General features: G+C 74.9%; 13 protein-coding genes, 1 tRNA gene and 1 riboswitch. Of the genes, 7 read left to right on the forward strand and 7 right to left on the reverse strand.

Annotated features, from left to right (window positions below):
* Positions 1 to 55: 55 nt before the first annotated feature.
* Positions 56 to 1414: a cytosine permease gene (locus CG736_RS29310; RefSeq protein WP_100589162.1), complete on the reverse strand. Its 1359-nt coding sequence runs from the start codon at positions 1412 to 1414 to the stop codon at positions 56 to 58.
* Positions 1405 to 1556: riboswitch (TPP riboswitch) on the reverse strand. (Overlaps the previous gene by 10 nt.)
* Before the next feature lie 241 nt (positions 1557 to 1797).
* On the opposite strand from CG736_RS29310, the gene CG736_RS29315 reads away from it, so the two are divergent.
* Both CG736_RS29315 and CG736_RS29320 read left to right on the forward strand, forming a co-directional pair.
* On the forward strand, positions 1798 to 3510 hold the full coding sequence (locus CG736_RS29315; protein ID WP_100589163.1) for a S1C family serine protease: 1713 nt from the start codon (positions 1798 to 1800) through the stop codon (positions 3508 to 3510).
* Between the two features lie 62 nt (positions 3511 to 3572).
* A tRNA-Ser gene (locus CG736_RS29320) sits at positions 3573 to 3658 on the forward strand.
* 68 nt (positions 3659 to 3726) lie between these two features.
* Here CG736_RS29320 and CG736_RS29325 read toward each other — a convergent pair.
* The 3 genes from CG736_RS29325 to CG736_RS29335 form a co-directional block, all read right to left on the reverse strand.
* Positions 3727 to 4290, reverse strand: coding sequence for an NUDIX hydrolase (locus tag CG736_RS29325; RefSeq protein ID WP_100589164.1), 564 nt, complete (start codon positions 4288 to 4290; stop codon positions 3727 to 3729).
* Positions 4291 to 4294: 4 nt separating this feature from the next.
* Positions 4295 to 5767: a hypothetical protein gene (locus tag CG736_RS29330; protein WP_100589165.1), complete on the reverse strand. Its 1473-nt coding sequence runs from the start codon at positions 5765 to 5767 to the stop codon at positions 4295 to 4297.
* Positions 5768 to 5848: 81 nt separating this feature from the next.
* Positions 5849 to 6070: a hypothetical protein gene (locus tag CG736_RS29335; RefSeq protein ID WP_100589166.1), complete on the reverse strand. Its 222-nt coding sequence runs from the start codon at positions 6068 to 6070 to the stop codon at positions 5849 to 5851.
* A gap of 105 nt (positions 6071 to 6175) precedes the next feature.
* Here CG736_RS29335 and CG736_RS29340 point away from each other — a divergent pair, with 105 nt between their 5' ends.
* Positions 6176 to 7540 carry an FAD-binding oxidoreductase gene (locus tag CG736_RS29340; RefSeq protein WP_100589167.1) on the forward strand — a complete coding sequence of 455 codons (1365 nt, stop codon included), beginning with the start codon at positions 6176 to 6178 and terminating at the stop codon, positions 7538 to 7540.
* A 694-nt stretch (positions 7541 to 8234) separates the two neighbouring features.
* Here the strand turns inward: CG736_RS29340 and CG736_RS29345 are convergent.
* Positions 8235 to 9206: a DMT family transporter gene (locus CG736_RS29345; RefSeq protein WP_157815787.1), complete on the reverse strand. Its 972-nt coding sequence runs from the start codon at positions 9204 to 9206 to the stop codon at positions 8235 to 8237.
* Between the two features lie 323 nt (positions 9207 to 9529).
* Here CG736_RS29345 and CG736_RS29350 point away from each other — a divergent pair, with 323 nt between their 5' ends.
* Both CG736_RS29350 and CG736_RS29355 read left to right on the forward strand, forming a co-directional pair.
* Positions 9530 to 11191 (forward strand): long-chain fatty acid--CoA ligase, encoded by a 1662-nt coding sequence (locus CG736_RS29350; protein ID WP_100589169.1) that lies wholly within the window; start codon positions 9530 to 9532, stop codon positions 11189 to 11191.
* Complete coding sequence (locus tag CG736_RS29355; RefSeq protein ID WP_100589170.1) at positions 11188 to 11466, forward strand: hypothetical protein; 279 nt, start codon at positions 11188 to 11190, stop codon at positions 11464 to 11466. Before CG736_RS29350 ends, CG736_RS29355 begins: the two co-directional genes overlap by 4 nt.
* A gap of 51 nt (positions 11467 to 11517) precedes the next feature.
* Here CG736_RS29355 and CG736_RS29360 read toward each other — a convergent pair whose 3' ends face one another.
* Entirely contained in the window at positions 11518 to 12144 is a 627-nt protein-coding gene (locus CG736_RS29360) for a PepSY domain-containing protein (RefSeq protein WP_100589171.1), read from the reverse strand.
* A 133-nt stretch (positions 12145 to 12277) separates the two neighbouring features.
* Here CG736_RS29360 and CG736_RS29365 point away from each other — a divergent pair, with 133 nt between their 5' ends.
* Together CG736_RS29365 and CG736_RS29370 are read left to right on the forward strand one after the other, a co-directional pair.
* Positions 12278 to 12955 (forward strand): response regulator transcription factor, encoded by a 678-nt coding sequence (locus CG736_RS29365; RefSeq protein WP_100589172.1) that lies wholly within the window; start codon positions 12278 to 12280, stop codon positions 12953 to 12955.
* A 4-nt stretch (positions 12956 to 12959) separates the two neighbouring features.
* A complete protein-coding gene (locus tag CG736_RS29370; protein ID WP_304528228.1) occupies positions 12960 to 14384 on the forward strand; it encodes a cell wall metabolism sensor histidine kinase WalK in 1425 nt (474 codons plus the stop codon).
* A gap of 3 nt (positions 14385 to 14387) precedes the next feature.
* Here CG736_RS29370 and CG736_RS29375 read toward each other — a convergent pair whose 3' ends face one another.
* Positions 14388 to 17603: a PAS domain-containing protein gene (locus CG736_RS29375; protein ID WP_100589173.1), complete on the reverse strand. Its 3216-nt coding sequence runs from the start codon at positions 17601 to 17603 to the stop codon at positions 14388 to 14390.
* Positions 17604 to 17687: the final 84 nt, after the last annotated feature.

Here is a 17687-nt window from a genome sequence, read left to right on the forward strand (position 1 = left end):
CCGTCAGCCCGTCGGACGCCCGCGGACCGTCAGCCCGTCGGACGCCCGCGGGCGGTCAGGCCTGCCGGCGTTCCAGGGCCGTCACCGCGCCGGTCGCCAGGGCCGCCACCAGGAACGAGAACAACGAGGCCGAGCTCCACGCCTGCGGGGTGAAGTGCACCGCCTCCTGCGCCTTCGCCCACAGGTCGGTCCACCAGCCGGCCACCGCCGTCGGCGCCAGGAACTGGTACACCGCGAAGCCCAGTGCCCACGGCAGCAGCATCACCCAGCGCGCCGGGGCGTCCTGCGTCAGGTTCCAGCCGCGCCGGCCCGCGCCGAGGAAGTAGTCCACCGCCAGCACCGCGAACAGCGGCACGAACACCGATCCGATCAGGCCGAGGAACGCGTAGTACGACTCGGTGAACTCCTTGATCCGCAGCGCCAGCACCGTCACCAGCACGCCGATGCCGCCGGTCAGCACCCGCCGGTCCACCTTCGGCCACAGGTTGTGGATCGACATCGCCGTCGAGTACACGTTCGCGAACGACTGGTCCGACTCGCGCAGCACCAGCACCAGCAGGAACGCCCAGCCCGCGGCCACGCCGGTGAACGAGCCGAGGATCTTGTCCGGGTCGCCGCCGGACTGCAGCAGCGCCACCACGCCCAGCACGTAGCACCAGACCTGGGCCACCGTGTAGCCGGAGAACGTCCCCCAGAACGCCTTCGCCGAGCTGCGGGCGTGCCGGGTGTAGTCGGCGGCCAGCGGCACGAACGAGATCGACACCGCGATCACCGCGTCCGTCGCCGACAGGAAGCCGTCCCAGTTGCCCGCGCCCGGGTCCGGGAAGCCCAGCCGGGCGAACTGCACCGTGAAGTAGACCATCGCCACGCCGACCGCGACCGCCACGTACTTGCGCAGCACCGCGATCGCGCCCAGCGGCCAGATCGTCAGCACCGTCGTCAGCACGCCCGCCAGCAGCACGAACAGCCAGCGCCAGCCCTCGGTGCCGGCCACCGTCTGGGCGCCCCAGGCGATCACCGTCAGCTCGTACACGCCCCAGCCGACGCACTGGAGGATGTTCAGCACCGTCGGCACGTACGACAGCCGGGTGCCGAACAGGCCGCGCAGCACCGCCATCGCCGGCGCACCCGTGCGGGCGCCCACCAGGGCCGCCACCGCCAGCATCGCGGTGCCGATCGCGGTGCCCGCCACGATCGCCGTCACCGCCGCGGTGAAGCCCAGCTCGTGGCCCTGCTTGCCCAGCACCGTCGCGGCGCTGGTGAAGCCGATCAGGCTCACCCCGAGGTTGGCCCACAGGGCGAACAGCGCCCGGAAGTCCAGGGTGCGCGGCGGCGCCGTGTCGAGGGTCAGCGGGGCCTCGGCCCGCGCGGCAGCCTCATGATCGGAAATTTGGGCAGACGGAACAGCCGTCATGGCCGATACTCCCTACGCCGGCATTATCCGGACAGGTTCAGGCGGTCAGCGCCCCCTCGACCGGGGCGGCGTCACCGCCATGCCCTACGGTCGATCCGGCGCACTCTCAGCCTGGCTGGTCCAAGCTCCCGCGACGTTCTTCGGTTTACAGGAGCGACAGGCTAGCCTCCGGGCTGGGGAACGCCAAGGCCGGGGGGATCGGCGTCCGCACCGCGGGACCACTGATGTGCATGTCAGCGAGGCCTAAGGCTTCTCATGATTTCTTCAGGGGCCCGCTTACGGTGTCCGAATCCGGCATAGGAAAAACTGTGCCCCGAGGCTGTGGCCGCGCCGCCGGCGCGACGGACCGCGGCCCAAGATTCTGTCAGCGATGGAGGTCGTCCGTGAGCACCGAGCACGCGAGTGGTACCACCCCGCCGGAGAAGGCCCCCGCGGCCACCGGCACCGAGGCGGCCTCCGCCGGCTCCGGGACGCCCGCGCCCGCTCCCGCCTACCTCGACGCGCCGCCGCCGGTGCTGCCGGCGGCCCCGGCCGCGCCGGTCTCCGACGGGACGATGCAGCTCGGGAAGGTGCCCGCCGCGCCGGCCCCCGACGAGACCATGCAGCTCGGGAAGGTGCCCGGGGCGCCGGCCGCCCCGCCCGCCGCCCCGGTGGACGCGCCGCCGCCGTTCCAGAACCCGTACGGCAGCGTCGCCGCACCGGCCGGCCCCTACGCGCAGCCCGCCGCCGACGCACCGGTCAACCCCTACGCGCCGACCGCGGCCGTCCCGGCCGTGCCGCCGCTCGCCCAGGCCGGTGCGCCCGGCGCCCCGGGTGCGCCCGGCGTCCCCGGCGAGCCGCAGCACCCGTTCGGCGCCGGCCACCCGGTGGGCGGCTGGGGCCACCCGTCCGGCGGCACCGGCGGTGTCGGCGGACCGGGCGAACCGGGTGCGCCGTGGGGCAGCCCGCAGCCCGCCCCCGGCGGGTCCGGCAAGGGCAAGCGCGGCGGATTCGTCGCCCTGGTCGCGGCGGTCGCCCTGGTGGCCGGCCTGGCCGGCGGCGCGATCGGCGCGTCCGTCTCCGACAAGGGCGGCAGCGGCGGCACCGGCGCCAGCCACAGCAGCACCACCGTCACCGTCGGCAACACCCACCAGAACCTGGACCGGGCTCCCGAGTCCGTCGCCGGGATCGCCGCCAAGGCGCTGCCGTCCACCGTCACCATCAAGGCCTCGAACTCCAGCGAGTCCGGCACCGGCACCGGATTCGTCTTCGACACCGAGGGCCACATCCTGACCAACAACCACGTGGTCGCGCCCGCGGCCAAGGGCGGCAAGCTCACCGTCAAGTTCTCCGACGGCTCCTCCTACGACGCGTCCGTGGTCGGCCGCGCCGAGGGCTACGACGTCGCGGTCATCCGCCTGGAGAACCCGCCCAAGGACAAGCTCGTCCCGCTGCCGCTCGGCGACTCCGACAAGGTCGCCATCGGCGACGCCACCATCGCCATCGGCGCGCCCTACGGCCTCGAAGGCACCGTCACCACCGGCATCATCTCCGCCAAGGACCGCCCGGTCGCCTCCGGCGACGAGACCGGCGCCCAGTCCTCGTACATGAACGCCCTGCAGACCGACGCCTCGATCAACCCCGGCAACTCCGGCGGCCCGCTGCTGGACGGCTCCGGCTCGGTCATCGGCATCAACTCGGCGATCCAGTCCAACACCAGCGGCTCCGGCCGGGCCGGCTCCATCGGTCTCGGCTTCGCCATCCCGATCAACCAGGCCAAGTGGGTCGCCCAGACCCTGATCAAGGACGGCACGCCGGTCTACGCGATCCTCGGCGTCCTGCGCAACGACGACTACCGCGGCGACGGCGCCCAGATCGCCACCGCCCCGGTCCGCGACACCCCCGCCGTCACCCCCGGCGGCCCCGCCGACCAGGCCGGCCTGAAGGCCGGCGACGTCATCACCAAGCTCGGCGGCATCGCCATCGACAGCGGCCCGACCCTGGTCAGCGAGATCTGGACGCACAAGCCCGGCGAGAAGGTCGAGGTCGAGTACACCCGCGACGGCAAGGCCGCCAAGACCACCGTCACCCTCGGCGAACGCAAGGGCGACAACTGACCCACCCCACCGGAACGGTGTGCACCGAACCCGCCCCGACCCGTTAGGCTGGCCTCCGCCGAGGAGGGTTGCCCGAGCGGCCTAAGGGACCAGTCTTGAAAACTGTCGTGGCTTCGCGCCACCGTGGGTTCAAATCCCACACCCTCCGCGCCTGAGAACGGCCCCCGACCTGTACCTCCGGTCGGGGGCCGTTCGGCGTTCGCGGGTGACGGTGCGTCAGGGGAGGCGGCCGTGGGCGCGGGCGAGGGTGAGGGCGGCGAGGGTCATGCCGTCGTCGAGGCGGCCGGTGGTGATCCAGTGGTGGAGGTCGGGGAGGGGGAGCCAGCGGGTCTCGACGACTTCGTCGGGGTCGCGGGGGGCGCCGGTGGGGACGGGGTCGGGGACGGTGGCGTGGACGACGGCGACGGCGCCGGCGAGCAGGCCGGAGTCGGGGGTCATGGTGCCGAGGAGGTGGAACTCGGCGTCGGGGACGCCGAGTTCCTCGTGCAGTTCGGCGCGCGCGGTGACCAGCGGGTCGGCGTTATGGGCGAAGCCGCGGGGCAGGCCCCACTGGGGGCGGCCGAGCGGGTAGCGGTAGGTGCGGACCAGCCCGACGAGCTCGCCGTGGACGGGGAGCACCACCACGCCGAGGCCCTCGGCACGGTGACGGATCCTCAGGTAGCGGCCGGCGGAGCCGCTCGGGAAGGCGACCTCGTCGTCGTAGACGTCGACGAAGCGGTTGCGGTAGGCGAGCACCTCCCGGGTGCGGCGGATGGCGTCCGGGTGCTCGGGATCTGTCACCGTGTCAGCTCCTCAGGTCGACGACTCGTCCCAGCGCGCAGGCCAGCCGTCTGCTGGAGAGCCGGCGCGCCAGGCTGTCCTTGCTCTTGCGGTACAGGACGTTGCCGACCGCGCCGGCCGCCATCGCCGGGTAGCCGACCAGCCCGGGCAGCCGCCACACCTCGGTGGCCAGCGCGGGGCCGACCGCGCCCGCGGCGGTGAGCACCAGTTCGATCGCGAACCCGCCGATCGGGGCCAGCCCGGTCCGGTCGCCGAGGACGGCGGCGACCCGGGCCAGGTGGGCGTCCAGCGCCTTGCGCGCGGCGAGCGGGTCCTCGGCCGTCCGCAACCGCTCGATGCCCTTCCAGAACGGCGACTTGGCAGTGCGGCCGCGCTCGGCGCGGGCCTGCATCAGGGCGGCGATCGCGTCGCCGGCGTCGGTGCGCAGCGCCGCCATCCGGGCGCGCACCCGGTCGTCGGCGAGGCCGGCCGCCGCGCCGAGCCTGATCTCGAACAGCGGTCCCGAGCCGGCCCGGTCCGTCTCCGGGCGGGTCTGCCCGGCTCGGTGGCGGTACTGGGCGAGGGCGAGTTCCTGGGCGGCGGCGCGGGCGGCCAGTCGGGCGTCGTCGAGGCCCTGGCCGGTGCTGAGAGTGGTGTCGGCGACGCCGATGGAGTCGACCACGGTCAGGTTGTAGAGGGTGTCGACGAACTCGACCACCAGGCCGAGGGTCTCCGGCCCGCCGACGATCTCCTCGGGGGTCCGTCCGGCGGCGTCGCCGGGCCACGGCCGGGCCAGCCGCAACCGGCTGCGGTGGTGGAAGGCCTGCGGCCGGTCGACGCCGAGGCGGCGGATCGCGGTGGCCAGCGTGGCGTGCACCTCCCGGTACGGCTCGGGCAGGTCGGCCACTGCCCGTCCCATCGGCGAGGCCGGGTCGACGGCGGCGACCACCAGCTCGCCGAGGGCGTACAGCCGGGCGGGCGGCCGGGCCGCCACCCGGGGGAGGTGCCGGAACTCGTCGCGGACCACCGCCAGCCCGTCGGCCCGTTCCGGGTCGAGCCATTCGGCGCTCAGCAGCCGGTCGAAGTCGGCGGCCTGTTCCCGCACCTCGCCGGGGTCGAGGCCGTGGGCGGCGGGGTCGCTGAGCTCGGGCAGCAGGAGGCTCAGGAACGGGCCGGCCGGATCGACCGTCCTGGCGAGCATGCCCGCCACCGCCTCCTCGTACGAGCGCGCCCCGAACAGGTGGAGCCGGAACGGGTGTTCGCCCGGTGCGCTGCTGTCCCTGGCGCGCAGGACGGTGGCCGCGACCCGGTGGAACCCGAACGAGTCGAAGGCGAACGACTGCGGGACGACCACCTCGCGGCCGAGCGCCAGCGTCAGCAGCACCTCGGTGAAGATCTGCAGCTGCAGCTCCTCGCCCCGGCCGTCCCCGGGCCCGGCCGTCCGGGCCGAGTCGAGCGACTCCAGGTACTGGTACTGCCTGCCGCCGTCGTACGCCATGCCGTGCCCCCCAGGACGAACCGTCGCACCGGGACGCTACCTGCGGCGTCCGGCGCTGACCAGCCCCGGACCGACGGGCCGTCAGAACAGCGTCGGCGGCCCGTCCGGGGCGGGCAGCCCGGGGAGCGCGTCCTGCCACAGGGCGGCGTCGCTGAGCGGGAGTTGGCGCATGCTGCCGTCGCACAGCTGTAGCGAGCGGCGGTCGCGCTTGTGGTCGTGGATGACGCCGTAGCCGGTGCGGCGGGTGGGCATCAGGGCGACCGGGCGGTCGCAGGCGGGGCACTGGACACGGGGTGCGCGCATGGGTACCAGGGTGCCCGAACCGACCGACAGCCCGACAGGGGGCGGCGACGCTTGCCCGGGGCCGGACGGGGGAGGAGAGTGCGGGCGGAACGAGTGGAGGTTGTCGTGGGTGAGTTGGTCGAACGGCTGCGCGCGGGACTGCCGGACGGCGCCGTCGCGGTGGACCCGGACGTCACGGGCGCGTACGCCCGCGACATGGCGGGATTCTGCGACGCGGGCGAGCCGGCGGTGCTGGTCTTCCCGGAGACGGTCGAACAGGTGCAGTTCGTGATGCGCACCGCGACCGAACTGCGCGTCCCGGTGGTGCCGCAGGGCGCGCGCACCGGACTGTCCGGCGGCGCGAACGCCGTCGACGGCTGCATCCTGCTCTCGCTGACCCGGATGAACCGGATCCTGCACCTCGACCCGGTCGACCGGATCGCGATCGTGCAGCCCGGCGTGGTCAACGCCGAACTGTCCCGGGCCGCCGAAGCCCGGCAGCTGGCCTACCCGCCGGACCCGTCGAGCTGGGAGTCCTGCACCATCGGCGGCAACATCGGCACCGGCGCCGGCGGCCTGTGCTGCGTGAAGTACGGCGTGACCGGCGAGTACGTGCTCGGCCTGGACGTGGTGCTGGCCGACGGCCGACTGCTGCGCACCGGACGGCGAACGGCCAAGGGCGTGGCCGGCTACGACCTGACCCGGCTGCTGGTCGGCTCCGAGGGCACCCTCGGCGTGGTGGTCGAGGCGGTGCTCGCGCTGCGCCCCGCGCCCGGCCCGCAGCTGGTGCTGGCGGCAGAGTTCGACTCGGTGGACGCCGCCGGGCGGGCGGTGTGCGACGTGATGGCCGCCGGGTTCACGCCCTCGCTGATGGAGCTGATGGACGCCACCACCGTCCGCGCGGTCAACGAGATGGCGCAGATGGGCCTGCCGGAGTCCACCCGGGCGCTGCTGCTGGTCGCCTTCGACGGCCCGGACCAGCGCGAGCTGCTGGCCGCGGTCGGCGAGCTGTGCACCGCCGCCGGGGCCACCGAGGTGGTGCCGGCCGAGGACCGGGCGGAGTCGGAACTGCTGCTCCAGGCCCGCCGGCTGGCGCTGCCCGCGCTGGAGCGGATGGGCACCACGATGATCGACGACGTGGCGGTGCCGCGCAGCGCGCTGGCCGCCATGCTGAACGGCGTCGCCGAGATCGCCGAGCGGCACCGGCTGACCATCGGCATGGTCGCGCACGCCGGCGACGGCAACACCCACCCGGTGGTGATCTTCGACGCCCGGGATCCGGAGCAGGTGGAGCGGGCCCGGGTCTCCTTCGACGAGATCATGGCGCTCGGCCTGGCGCTGGGCGGCACGGTGACGGGCGAGCACGGCATCGGGCTGCTGAAGCGCGAGTGGCTGGCCCGGGAGCTGGGGTCGGTCGGCCTGGAGCTGCAGCGGCAGATCAAGGCGGTCTTCGACCCGCTGGGCCTGCTCAATCCGGGAAAGATGATCTGAGGATCGTTCGGAATTCGGATCGGATTTCCCTGGAATCGGGCCCGGCCGACCACCCCGCTGGAATATCGACATTCGACGGTCGGCGCACCGGAACGGGGCGTGGGTGCGCCGTTCGCGCGCCCGAGGGGTGGCGCGACTCGCCGTGAAACGGCGGCTCGCGCTCCCGCCCGGCCGGGGTCGCCGACCGCCCGGGGTCGGGCAAAAGGCCAGCTCCGTGCAGGTCTTCCGCAGACCCGGGGCCCCCGGGCAGGGGCATGCGCGGGGGTGCGCGGATCACGCTAATGAGGGAAAAGGCCCAGCGGTGCTGGTGCTTTGTCGATTTGTTGCGGAATTCTGGTCCTCGGAAGTGAAGGGCAGCGATTCACGGTCATCGGCAGTGACCGGAGCGACCATCGGCAGCACGGAGGAATCCATGACGCACTTACGCACCACCCGCCCGGCCGCAGGCCACGGCCCGATCGGCGGTGCGGCCTCCGACGCCGGCGCCGTCCTCGCGCCGGTCCATCGCCACTGACCTCCCGGCGGGAGGTGCGGACGGACCGGCGGGGGCGCCGGACCGGCCGGAGCACCTGCCGCCGGAGCACCCGGGAGTGGAAAGGGTCACCCGCCTCGGGGTGCACAGACGAACGGAAAACCCCTCGGGGGTGCGGCGACCGCCGCACCCCCGAGGGGTTTTCCGACCGGAAGGACCGCCCTACCGTCGGGCGGTGAGGGTCGCCCCGACGCTGGCGGCGACCACGCAGCAGATGCCGATCAGCTGCGGCAGGCCCAGCACCTGGCCGAGCACCAGCAGTCCGACCAGCGCGCTGACCGCCGGGTCCAGGCTGACGATCACGCTGAACACCCGCTGGGACATCCGGCGCAGCGCGACCATCTCCAGCGCGTACGGCAGCACCGGGAAGAGCAGCGCGACACCCGCGACGGCGAGCAGCAGCAGCGCGGGGGAGGAAGCGCCGGACAGGCCGTGCAGCGCCTCGGCGGCGCCGAACGGGGCGAGCACGACCATGCCGACGGTGAACGAGACCGCCAGGCCCTCGAACCCCCGGAACGCCGCGCCGACCTTGTCGGTGAACAGGATGTAGCCGGCGTAGCAGGCGGCCGCCCCGAAGGCACAGGCCAGGCCGACCGGGTCCAGGCCGGAGCCGGACTCGCCGTGGCCGAACAGGGTGAGCAGCACCACGCCGCCGGCGGCGAGCATCGCCCACAGCACGTGTCCGGCGCGGCGGGCGAAGACCAGCGCGACGGCGAGCGGGCCGAGGAACTCGATGGTGGCGGCGGTGCCCATCGGCAGCCGGTCGACGGCCGCGGCGAACAGCAGGGTCATGCCGGCGGACGCCACGCCGAGCAGGCCGGCCATCGCCAGGTCGCGCGGGCTGCGGCCGCGCAGCCGGGGGCGGGTGAAGGCGAGCAGGACGACGGCGGCGAAGGAGATCCGCAGGAAGGTCGCGCCGGCCACTCCCAGCACTCCGAACAGCGGCTTGGAGGCCGCCACGCCGAGCTGCACCGCCACCATCGAGACCACGCACAGCACCGGGGCCGGGATGCCGCCCAGCCGTCGCCGCATTCCGCTGGCCCGCGCCCGACCGGAGCCGCCTTCGACCTTGGAAATGGAGGTGATAGCGGGGAGTTCAGTAGTGCTTTCAACGGTGAGGGAGGTGCCTGGCATGAGATCGAGTGTGGCGTAAGGAGTGCTTTTGGTCAAAGACGGTTACCACCCATCGGTCGAGGCCGGCTGCCGCCCGCCGATCGGGGGCGGTCTGCCGCCCACCGGCCTCCGGGGCGCGACCATGGGAACAGTGGCGGAGCCCCGGATTCCGAACACGCCGCGGACCCGGACGGACACGCGCGGAGACGGACAGCCGTGCAGGTCCGCGGCGTCGGTCTCATCTCGGTTGCGGCTACTGACAGCGCGGGTGTGCCGGGGAAACAATCGAGGGCATCGCCTACTACCTGCGGGTAACAACCGCGGGCCGGTCAAGGAGGACCCTGGTGTACAGCACGATGCAGGACGTTCCACTCACCGTCGCCCGGATTCTGCAGCACGGGTCCACCATCCACGGCCGGTCGACCGTGACCACCTGGACCGAGAACGGCCCGGTCGTGCGGACCTTCGCCGAGATCGGCGCCCGCGCCGCGCAGCTCGCGCACGCGCTCCGCGAGGAGTTCGACGTCGCGGACGGCGAGGCCGTCGGCACCCTGATGTGGAACAACACCGAGCACCAGGAGGCGTACCTGGCGATCCCGTCCATGGGCGCCGTGCTGCACACCCTGAACCTGCGGCTGCCCGCCGACCAGCTGGCGTACATCCTCCGGCACGCCGCGGACCGGGTGGTGATCGTCAACGGATCGGTGCTGCCGCTGCTCGCCGCCGTCCTGCCGCAGGTCGGCGACGTCGTCCGGCACCTGGTGGTGGCCGGGCCGTACGATCCGGCGCTGCTGGCGGGCTTCGAGGGGACGGTGCACGACTACGAGGCACTGATCGCGGGCCGCCGGACCGACTACCCGTGGCAGACCGACATCGACGAGAAGCAGGCCGCCGCGCTCTGCTACACCTCCGGCACCACCGGCGACCCCAAGGGCGTGGTGTACAGCCACCGGTCGATCTACCTGCACTCGATGCAGATCATCGCCGCCGACAGCTTCGGCCTGACCGCCCGCGACACCGTGCTGCCGGTGGTCCCGATGTTCCACGTGAATTCCTGGGGCATCCCGCACGCGGCGTTCATGACCGGCGCGAGCCTGCTGATGCCGGACCGCTTCCTGCAGCCCAAGCCGCTGGCCGCGATGATCGACCAGGTGAAGCCGACCTTCAGCGCCGCCGTCCCGACCATCTGGACCGGCCTGCTGGACGAGCTGGACGCCGGCGACTACGACACCTCCACCCTGAAGACCGTGGTGATCGGCGGCTCGGCCTGCCCGCCCGCGCTGATGAAGGCGTTCGAGGAACGGCACGGGATCCGGGTCATCCACGCCTGGGGCATGACCGAGACCTCCCCGCTGGGCACCGTCGCCCACCCGCCGGCCGGCGTCACCGGCGAGGAGGAGTGGACCTACCGGGTCACCCAGGGCGTCTTCCCCGCCTCCGTGGAGGCCCGGCTGATCGGCCCCGGCGGCGAACCGGTGCCGCACGACGGCGTCGCCGAGGGCGAGCTGGAGGTGCGCGGCCCGTGGATCGCCGGGGCGTACTTCGGCGGCGCGGACGGCCAGGCGGTCCGGCCCGAGGACAAGTTCAGCCCGGACGGCTGGCTGCGCACCGGCGACGTCGGCACCATCACCGCCAACGGCTACCTGACCCTCACCGACCGGGCCAAGGACGTGATCAAGTCCGGTGGGGAGTGGATCAGTTCGCAGGCCCTGGAGAACCACCTGATGGCCCACCCCGAGGTGGCCGAGGCCGCCGTGGTGGCCGTCCCGGACGAGAAGTGGGGCGAGCGCCCGCTGGCCACCGTGGTGCTGCGGCCCGGCGCCACCGCCGGACTGCCCGAGCTGCGGGCCTTCCTGGCCGAACGGGTCGCCTCCTGGCAGCTGCCCGAGCGCTGGTCGCTGATCGAGGCGGTGCCGAAGACCTCGGTGGGCAAGTTCGACAAGAAGGTGATCCGCGCCGACTACGCCGCCGACCGGCTGGACGTGACGGTGATCGGCAAGGGATGACCACGAACGGCGTGTGCCGGGTGGGCGGCCGGTGGCGGACGTCGACGACGGGCCGGGCCACCGCCGCCCGGGCGACGCCGCGCTGCCCCACCGGCTGCCCCACCGACTGCGTCGTCGGCGGGGTCCGCGGCCGGGTGATCGGCGTCGGCTTCGGCCTGCACCACGGCGCGACCGTGGTGCTGCCGATCGCCCCGGCGTTCGTCGTCACCGTGCCGGCCGACCGCCGGCCGATCCGCCGCGGACTCGGCCGCGCCGCGGTGCACGCCCACCGCTGACCGACCCCGAGGGCCCCGCCGCAGCGCCGCGGCGGGGCCCTTCGCGTGCGCTCAGCGGCCGTTCACGACGGTGTTGCCGGTGATCGACCCGTCGGCGCCGTCCACCGTCACCAGGTGGCGGACCCCGTCCGCGCCGAGCACCTCCACCGCCCAGGAGCTGCCGCCGCCCTCCCGGCCCACCACCGACAGGGCGTCCGGCTTCCCGTCGGGCACCGCGCCCGCGGCCTTGGCCAGCGCCTGATCGGCGGGCACGGCCGGCAGCGCGGCCGGAGCGAGCGTCGCCGCCCCGCCGCCCTCGGCGCCGCGGTGCGCCGTCTTCCACCCGTCCTGGTGGGCCCCCGGCCGCCCGTCCTGGTGAGTCCCCGGCCGTCCGTACGCGCCGGGCGCATCGGGTGCCTCGGGCGCGCCCGGCACCCGGTGCGCGAACCCCCGCTCGTGCATCGGCCGCCCGCGCTCCGGGTGGTGCAGCGCCACCCCGGCCACGGTCGCGGCGACGCCCACCACCACCACCACGGCCGCCGCGCCCAGCGCCCAGCGGCCGCCCCGCCGCTTCGGCAGCGGCACCCGGCGCCGACGCGGCTCCGCCCCGGCCGGCTTCTCGAACGCGACCTCCGGGTCGAACGCCAACGGCCCCGGCCCCGGCTCCGGCGACTGCGGCTCCGACTGCGGCTCGGACATCTGCCCACCACTTCCCCTCGACGACCCGGCCGGGACCGATCCGCCGGCCGGGCGCCCAGCATGCCGCCACCCGCCTGAAGCCAAGCTGAAGTTGCCCCCGCCGCCCGGCCCGGCGCCTGCCACGCTGGTCCCCATGCGCGTACTGGTGGTCGAGGACGAACGGCGGCTCGCCGCCGCACTGCAACGCGGCCTGCGGGCCGAGGGGTTCGCCGTCGACGTCGCCCACGACGGCGCGGACGGCCTCTGGCTGGCCACCGAGCACGACTACGACGCGATCGTGCTCGACATCATGCTGCCCCGGCTGAACGGCTACCGGATCTGCGCCCGGCTGCGGGCCGCCGGCGACGACACCCCGATCCTGATGCTCACCGCCAAGGACGGCGAACTCGACGAGGCCGAGGCGCTGGACACCGGCGCCGACGACTTCCTGTCCAAGCCATTCTCGTACGTGGTGCTGGTGGCCCGGCTGCGCGCCCTGGTCCGCCGGACCGGCCGCCGACTGCCGCAGACCCTGGAGTTCGGCGACCTGGCGATCGACCCCGCCCGCCGCACCTGCACCCGCGCGGGCGCCGAAGTGCGGCTCACCGCCCGCGAGTTCGCCGTCCTGGAGTGCCTGGCCCGGGCGGCCGGCGGAGTGGTCTCCAAGCGGGAGATCCTGGAGCACGTCTGGGACTCCGCCTACGACGGCGACCCGAACATCGTCGAGGTCCACATCAGCGCCCTGCGCCGCAAGATCGACGCCCCGTTCGGCCGCAGCACCGTCGGCACCGTCCGCGGCGCGGGCTACCGGCTGGCGGTGGACGGTGGCTGACCGCGTGCGCCGCCCACGGGTCCCGCCGCGCCTGCGGCGGCTGCTGCCGCGTTCGGTGCGGGCCCGGGCCACCTTCGCCGCCACCGCCGTGGTGACGCTCGCGCTGGGCGGCAGTTCGGCCGCGCTGCTCGCCGTGCTGCACGCCAACCTGCTGCGCACCGCCCGGGACTCCGCGGTCGAACAGGCCGGCAAGGTGGTCGAGCTGGCCTCCCGCGAGCACCTGCCGTCGGTCCTCGCCCCGCGAGGCGGATCCTCCGTCTGGGTGCTGGACGCCGACGGGAAGCCGGTCGCCGTCACCCCGGACCTGCTGATCCGCCCGGCCGCCGCGCCGCCCCTCCCGAACCCGCCCGGCCCGAGCGCCCCCGGCCCGGATCGGAGCCTGCTCCAACTCCCGCCCGACGAAAGGCCGCTGGTGGTCGGGGCGCGGCTGCACGACCGCCGGCAGCAGGTGATCACCATGTCCGTCTCCGGACCGGACGGGCCGCTCACCGTGCACGCCGCCGCCTCGCTGCGCGACGTCGAGGCCGCCGGGGACACCACCGGCACCGCGCTGGCCGTCGGCGTCCCGGTGCTGGTGCTGCTGGTCGCGGCCGTCACCTGGCGGGTCACCGGCCGGGCGCTGCGCCCGGTGGAGGCGATCCGCGCCGAGGTCGCCGAGATCACCGGCCACGACCTGCACCGCCGGGTCCCCGTCCCGCACACCGGCGACGAGGTGGCCCGGCTGGCCGTCACCGTCAACGCCACCCTGGACCGGCTGGAGGACGCGGGCCTGCGCCAGCGCCGCTTCATCGCCGACGCCTCGCACGAACTGCGCAGCCCTATCGCGGTGCTGCGCACCCAACTGGAGGTCGCGCTGGCCCACCCGGACCCCGAGCTGTGGCCCGAACTGCTCGCCGACGCCCTGGAGGACACCGTCCGCCTGCAGGACCTGGCCGCCGACCTGCTGCTGCTCGCCCGGCTGGACGCCGCCGACCCGGTCGCCGTCGAACTCCTCGACCTGGCCGCCCTGTTCGCCGCCGCGCTGGCCGCCCGCACCGCCGACCGCGTCCCGGTCGCAGCCGAACTCGCCGACGGCGCGGAGGTGCTGGGCAACCGCACCTGGCTGACCAGGCTGCTCACCAACCTGGTCGACAACGCGCAGCGCTACGCCGCCGACCGGGTGGAGGTCCGACTCACCGTCCGGGGCCCGGACGCGGTGCTGGAGGTGTGCGACGACGGGCCGGGCATCCCGGCGGCCGACCGGGAGCGGGTGTTCGAGCGCTTCACCCGGCTCGACGACGCCCGCAGCCGCGAACTGGGCGGCGCCGGGCTGGGGTTGGCCATCGCCCGGGATCTCGCCGGGCACCACGGCGGCACCCTGGCCGCCGAGCCCGCCCGCACCGGCGCCCGCCTGGTGGCCCGGCTGCCGCGGGCCGGGTCCGCCGACTGAGCGTCAGAACGACGCGGCCGTCGCCACCTGCCCCAGCGCGCCGACCCGGGCCAGCAGTTCGACGATCCGCCCCTGCACGTCCTCGGTGGTGGAGCGCTCGGCCAGGAACAGCACGTTCGCGCCGGTGCGCAGCCCCTGGCGGGCCTGCGGGTCGAGGTCGGCCGAGGTGTACACCACCAGCGGGGTGCGGTGCAGGCGGTCGTTGGCGCGCAGCCAGTCCAGCAGGCCGAGGCTGCGGCGCTCGATCCGCTGCAGGTCGAGCACCACCAGGTTGGGCTGGATGCTGCTGGCCCGGGCCACCGCCTCGTTCTCGTCGGTGGCGTGCTCCACCTGCATGCCGCGCCGCTCCAGGCTGGCGACCAGGGCGGCGGCCACCTCGGGGTCGGACTCCACCAGCAGGACCCGGGCGGCGTGGTTCTCGCCGTCGCGGGGCGCCAGGGCGCGCAGCAGCACGGCCGGGTCGGCTCCGTAGGCGGCGTCCCGGGTGGCCTGGCCGAGTCCGGCGGCCAGCAGCACGGGGATCCGTCCGGCCAGGGCGGCGGTGCGCAGCGACTGCAGCGCGGTGCGGGTGATCGGGCCGGTCAGCGGGTCGACGAAGAGCGCGGCGGGGGTCTGCGGCACCTGGGCGTCGACCTCCTCGCGGGAGGCCACGACGACCGGGCGGAAGCCCCGGTGCTCCAGCGCGCCGCGGGTGGACGGGTCGGGCTCGGGCCACACCAGCAGCGGCCGGGGCCCGTCGAACGCGGGCTCCTTGGCGGGCGGCAGCTCGGCGATCGGCCGGGGCGGCGTCCGGCCCTCGACCGCGCCGGGCCCGGCGGGCAGCGCCGGTGCGCCGCCGCCCGAACCGGCGGTCAGTGCCTGCCCGTTGACGGCCGGTGGGACGCCCTCGCCGGCGGCGGCGGGCAGTTCGGCCTGCTGCGGCGTCCCGGGGGGCGGGAACGCGCCCGGAAAGCCGTTCTGGAGGCCGCCCATCGGCCGCGGCGGGACGAGCTCGCCCAGTCCGCTGCCGACGGGCTGCGGCTGGCCGCCGTCGGCCGTGGCCGGCAGCGAGGGCGGCACGGGCGGCATCGGGGGAGCGGGCGGCGCGGCGGTCCGGGCGACCTCCAGCGCGGCGGAGGGTTCGGGGGCCGTGGCGGGGACGGGCGGCAGGACCGTCGTCACCTCCTCCGCGCTCTCCGCGGTGTCGGCGGGCAGGGCCAGCCGGCGGCGGCGTCCGGTGGGCTGGCTCGGCGGGGTGACGGGTTCCGGCGGAGCGGTCGGCAGCGCGTTCTCCAGGCCCGGGTAGACCGCCGTGCCGGGGTCCGGGACGCCGGGCAGCTGCAGCGCCGGCGAGCTGTCGCCGGAGCCCGCGTGCGCCGCCCGGCGGGCCCGCCGCCCGGTGGGCGCGGGCGGTTCGACGGCGGGCCGCTGCTCGACCGGTTCGGCGGCGGCGGACGGGCCGGGCCCGAGGGCGATCGGCGTGCCGGGCCGGGGGGCCTCCTCGCGGGCCGGCCGGGCCCGTCGCCGACCGGAGCCCTGGGTGTCGTCGGCCCGGGCGGCGCCGCCGGCGTCCTCCTCGGCGGGCTCGGCCTTTGACGGTCCGTCGGCCTCGGCGGGCGTCGACTCGGCCGCGGCGGGCTGCCCGGGGAGGTCGGGCAGCATCGCGGTGTCGGAGTCCTTGGGGACGTGCTGCTGCTTGTCCGGCGCGTCCCCGTCGCCGCCGTCCGGATCCAGCGGGAGCTCCACCACGTAGGTGGCCCCGCCGCCGCCGGGCAGGTCGTGCCGCTGCAGGACCCCGCCGTGCCGCTGCACGGCCGCGCGGGCGATCGGCAGGTGGACGGCGCTGGCGCTCTGCGCGGGGCCGCGCACCTCGATCCGGGCGACCTGACCGCGCTGCGCGGCGGCCAGCACCACCATCGGCGGCTGCCCCGGGTCCGGCGCCGGTCCGGCGAACGGCCCGCCGGCGGTGGCGGATTCGTCCTCGGCCCGGGCCGGCTCGGGCACCGGGGTGACGCCGCTGACGTCGGCGACCAGGTGCGCGAGGGCCTGGGCGAGGCGCTCGCGGTCGGCGAGCACCTTCACGGCGGCGGCGTGCACCGAGTAGCGGACCCGGCCGGGGCCGACCAGTTCGCCGGCCCGGTCGACGGCCAGCTGCACGACCTCGTCCAGGCCGATCCGCTCACGGTCCAGCGCGGCCTTGCCGCGGTCGGCGGCGGCCTCGAAGCGCTGGTGCTCCAGCACGCCCTCGATCAGCCGGCCGAACCGCCGGCACTCGTCGGCGAGCCGGCGCAGCGTCCAGTTGGCCTCCGGCCAGAGCTGCCCGGCGGGGTCGGCGGCGAGCGCGTCGATCCGCCGGTGCAGGGCGCCGAGCGCGCCGCCGAGTTCGGACTCCAGGACGGCGGTCAGGTGCTCGTTCCGGGCGGTCAGGGCGAGTTCGTGGGTGCGGTCGGTGAACGTCATGACCGCGCCGACCAGTTGCTCGCCGTCCCGGACCGGTGCGGTGGTCAGGTCGACGGTGACGGGGGTGCCGTCCTTGCGCCACAGCACGGTGTTGCGGATCCGGTGCTTGCGGCCGGAGTGCAGGGTGTCGTTCAGCGCCGAGCTCTCGGCGGCCAGCGGGCTGCCGTCGGGCTGCGAGTGCTGGATCAGCGGGTGCAGTTCACGGCCGCCGAGCTCGCTGGCCCGGAAGTCGAGGATGTGCGCGGCGGCCGGGTTGACCAGCACCACGCGGCCCTCCAGGTCGACGCCGAGGACGCCCTCGGCCGCGGCCCGCAGGATCATCTCGGTCTGTTTGTGCTGGCGCCTCAGTTCGGACTCCACGCCCAGGCGCGTCGACAGATCGCGGACCAGGAGCAGCAGCAGGTCCTGGTCGGTGGTGGTGAAGGACAGGAACCCGTGCGCCTCCCCGCCGCCTTCGTCCTTGAAGTCGTTGCCGGACACCTCGACGGCGAAGGTGGTGCCGTCGGTGCGTCGGGCGGTCATCCGGACCGGTAGTTCCAGGCTCTGGGTCTCGCTCGCCGGGGGCCGCATCGAACCGGGGATTCGGCTGGGGTCGAACTCCGGCAGCAGGTCCAGCACTCCCCGTCCGACCAACGAGGTGCCGGGGGCCTGCAGGCTCTCCACGGCGGCCTTGTTGACGTCGACCACAGTGCCGTTGGAGTTCACCAGCAGCAGGGGGTCGGGCAGTGCGTCGAGTATCGCGGCGAGGCGAGCAGCGCCTCGGGTCGGCCTGCTGCTCACGTCGACAGGTCTCCTCACGCCTTCGGGCCGCCGCTTCGACGGGCGGCTCTGGCTCTCCTCGGAGACTGGAGTATCTCATTCTTC

The sequence above is a fragment of the Kitasatospora sp. CB02891 genome, from assembly GCF_002803145.1.
Classification (GTDB): Bacteria; Actinomycetota; Actinomycetes; order Streptomycetales; family Streptomycetaceae; genus Kitasatospora; species Kitasatospora griseola.

Excerpts from the sequence above, each read along its gene's own strand:
- CG736_RS29310 (WP_100589162.1), bottom strand. The coding sequence starts at position 1,414 with ATGACGGCTGTTCCGTCTGCCCAAATTTCCGATCATGAGGCTGCCGCG.
- CG736_RS29330 (WP_100589165.1), bottom strand. The coding sequence starts at position 5,767 with ATGGCGTACGACGGCGGCAGGCAGTACCAGTACCTGGAGTCGCTCGAC.
- CG736_RS29335 (WP_100589166.1), bottom strand. The coding sequence starts at position 6,070 with ATGCGCGCACCCCGTGTCCAGTGCCCCGCCTGCGACCGCCCGGTCGCC.
- CG736_RS29345 (WP_157815787.1), bottom strand. The coding sequence starts at position 9,206 with ATGCCAGGCACCTCCCTCACCGTTGAAAGCACTACTGAACTCCCCGCT.
- CG736_RS29355 (WP_100589170.1), top strand. The coding sequence starts at position 11,188 with ATGACCACGAACGGCGTGTGCCGGGTGGGCGGCCGGTGGCGGACGTCG.
- CG736_RS29360 (WP_100589171.1), bottom strand. The coding sequence starts at position 12,144 with ATGTCCGAGCCGCAGTCGGAGCCGCAGTCGCCGGAGCCGGGGCCGGGG.
- CG736_RS29365 (WP_100589172.1), top strand. The coding sequence starts at position 12,278 with ATGCGCGTACTGGTGGTCGAGGACGAACGGCGGCTCGCCGCCGCACTG.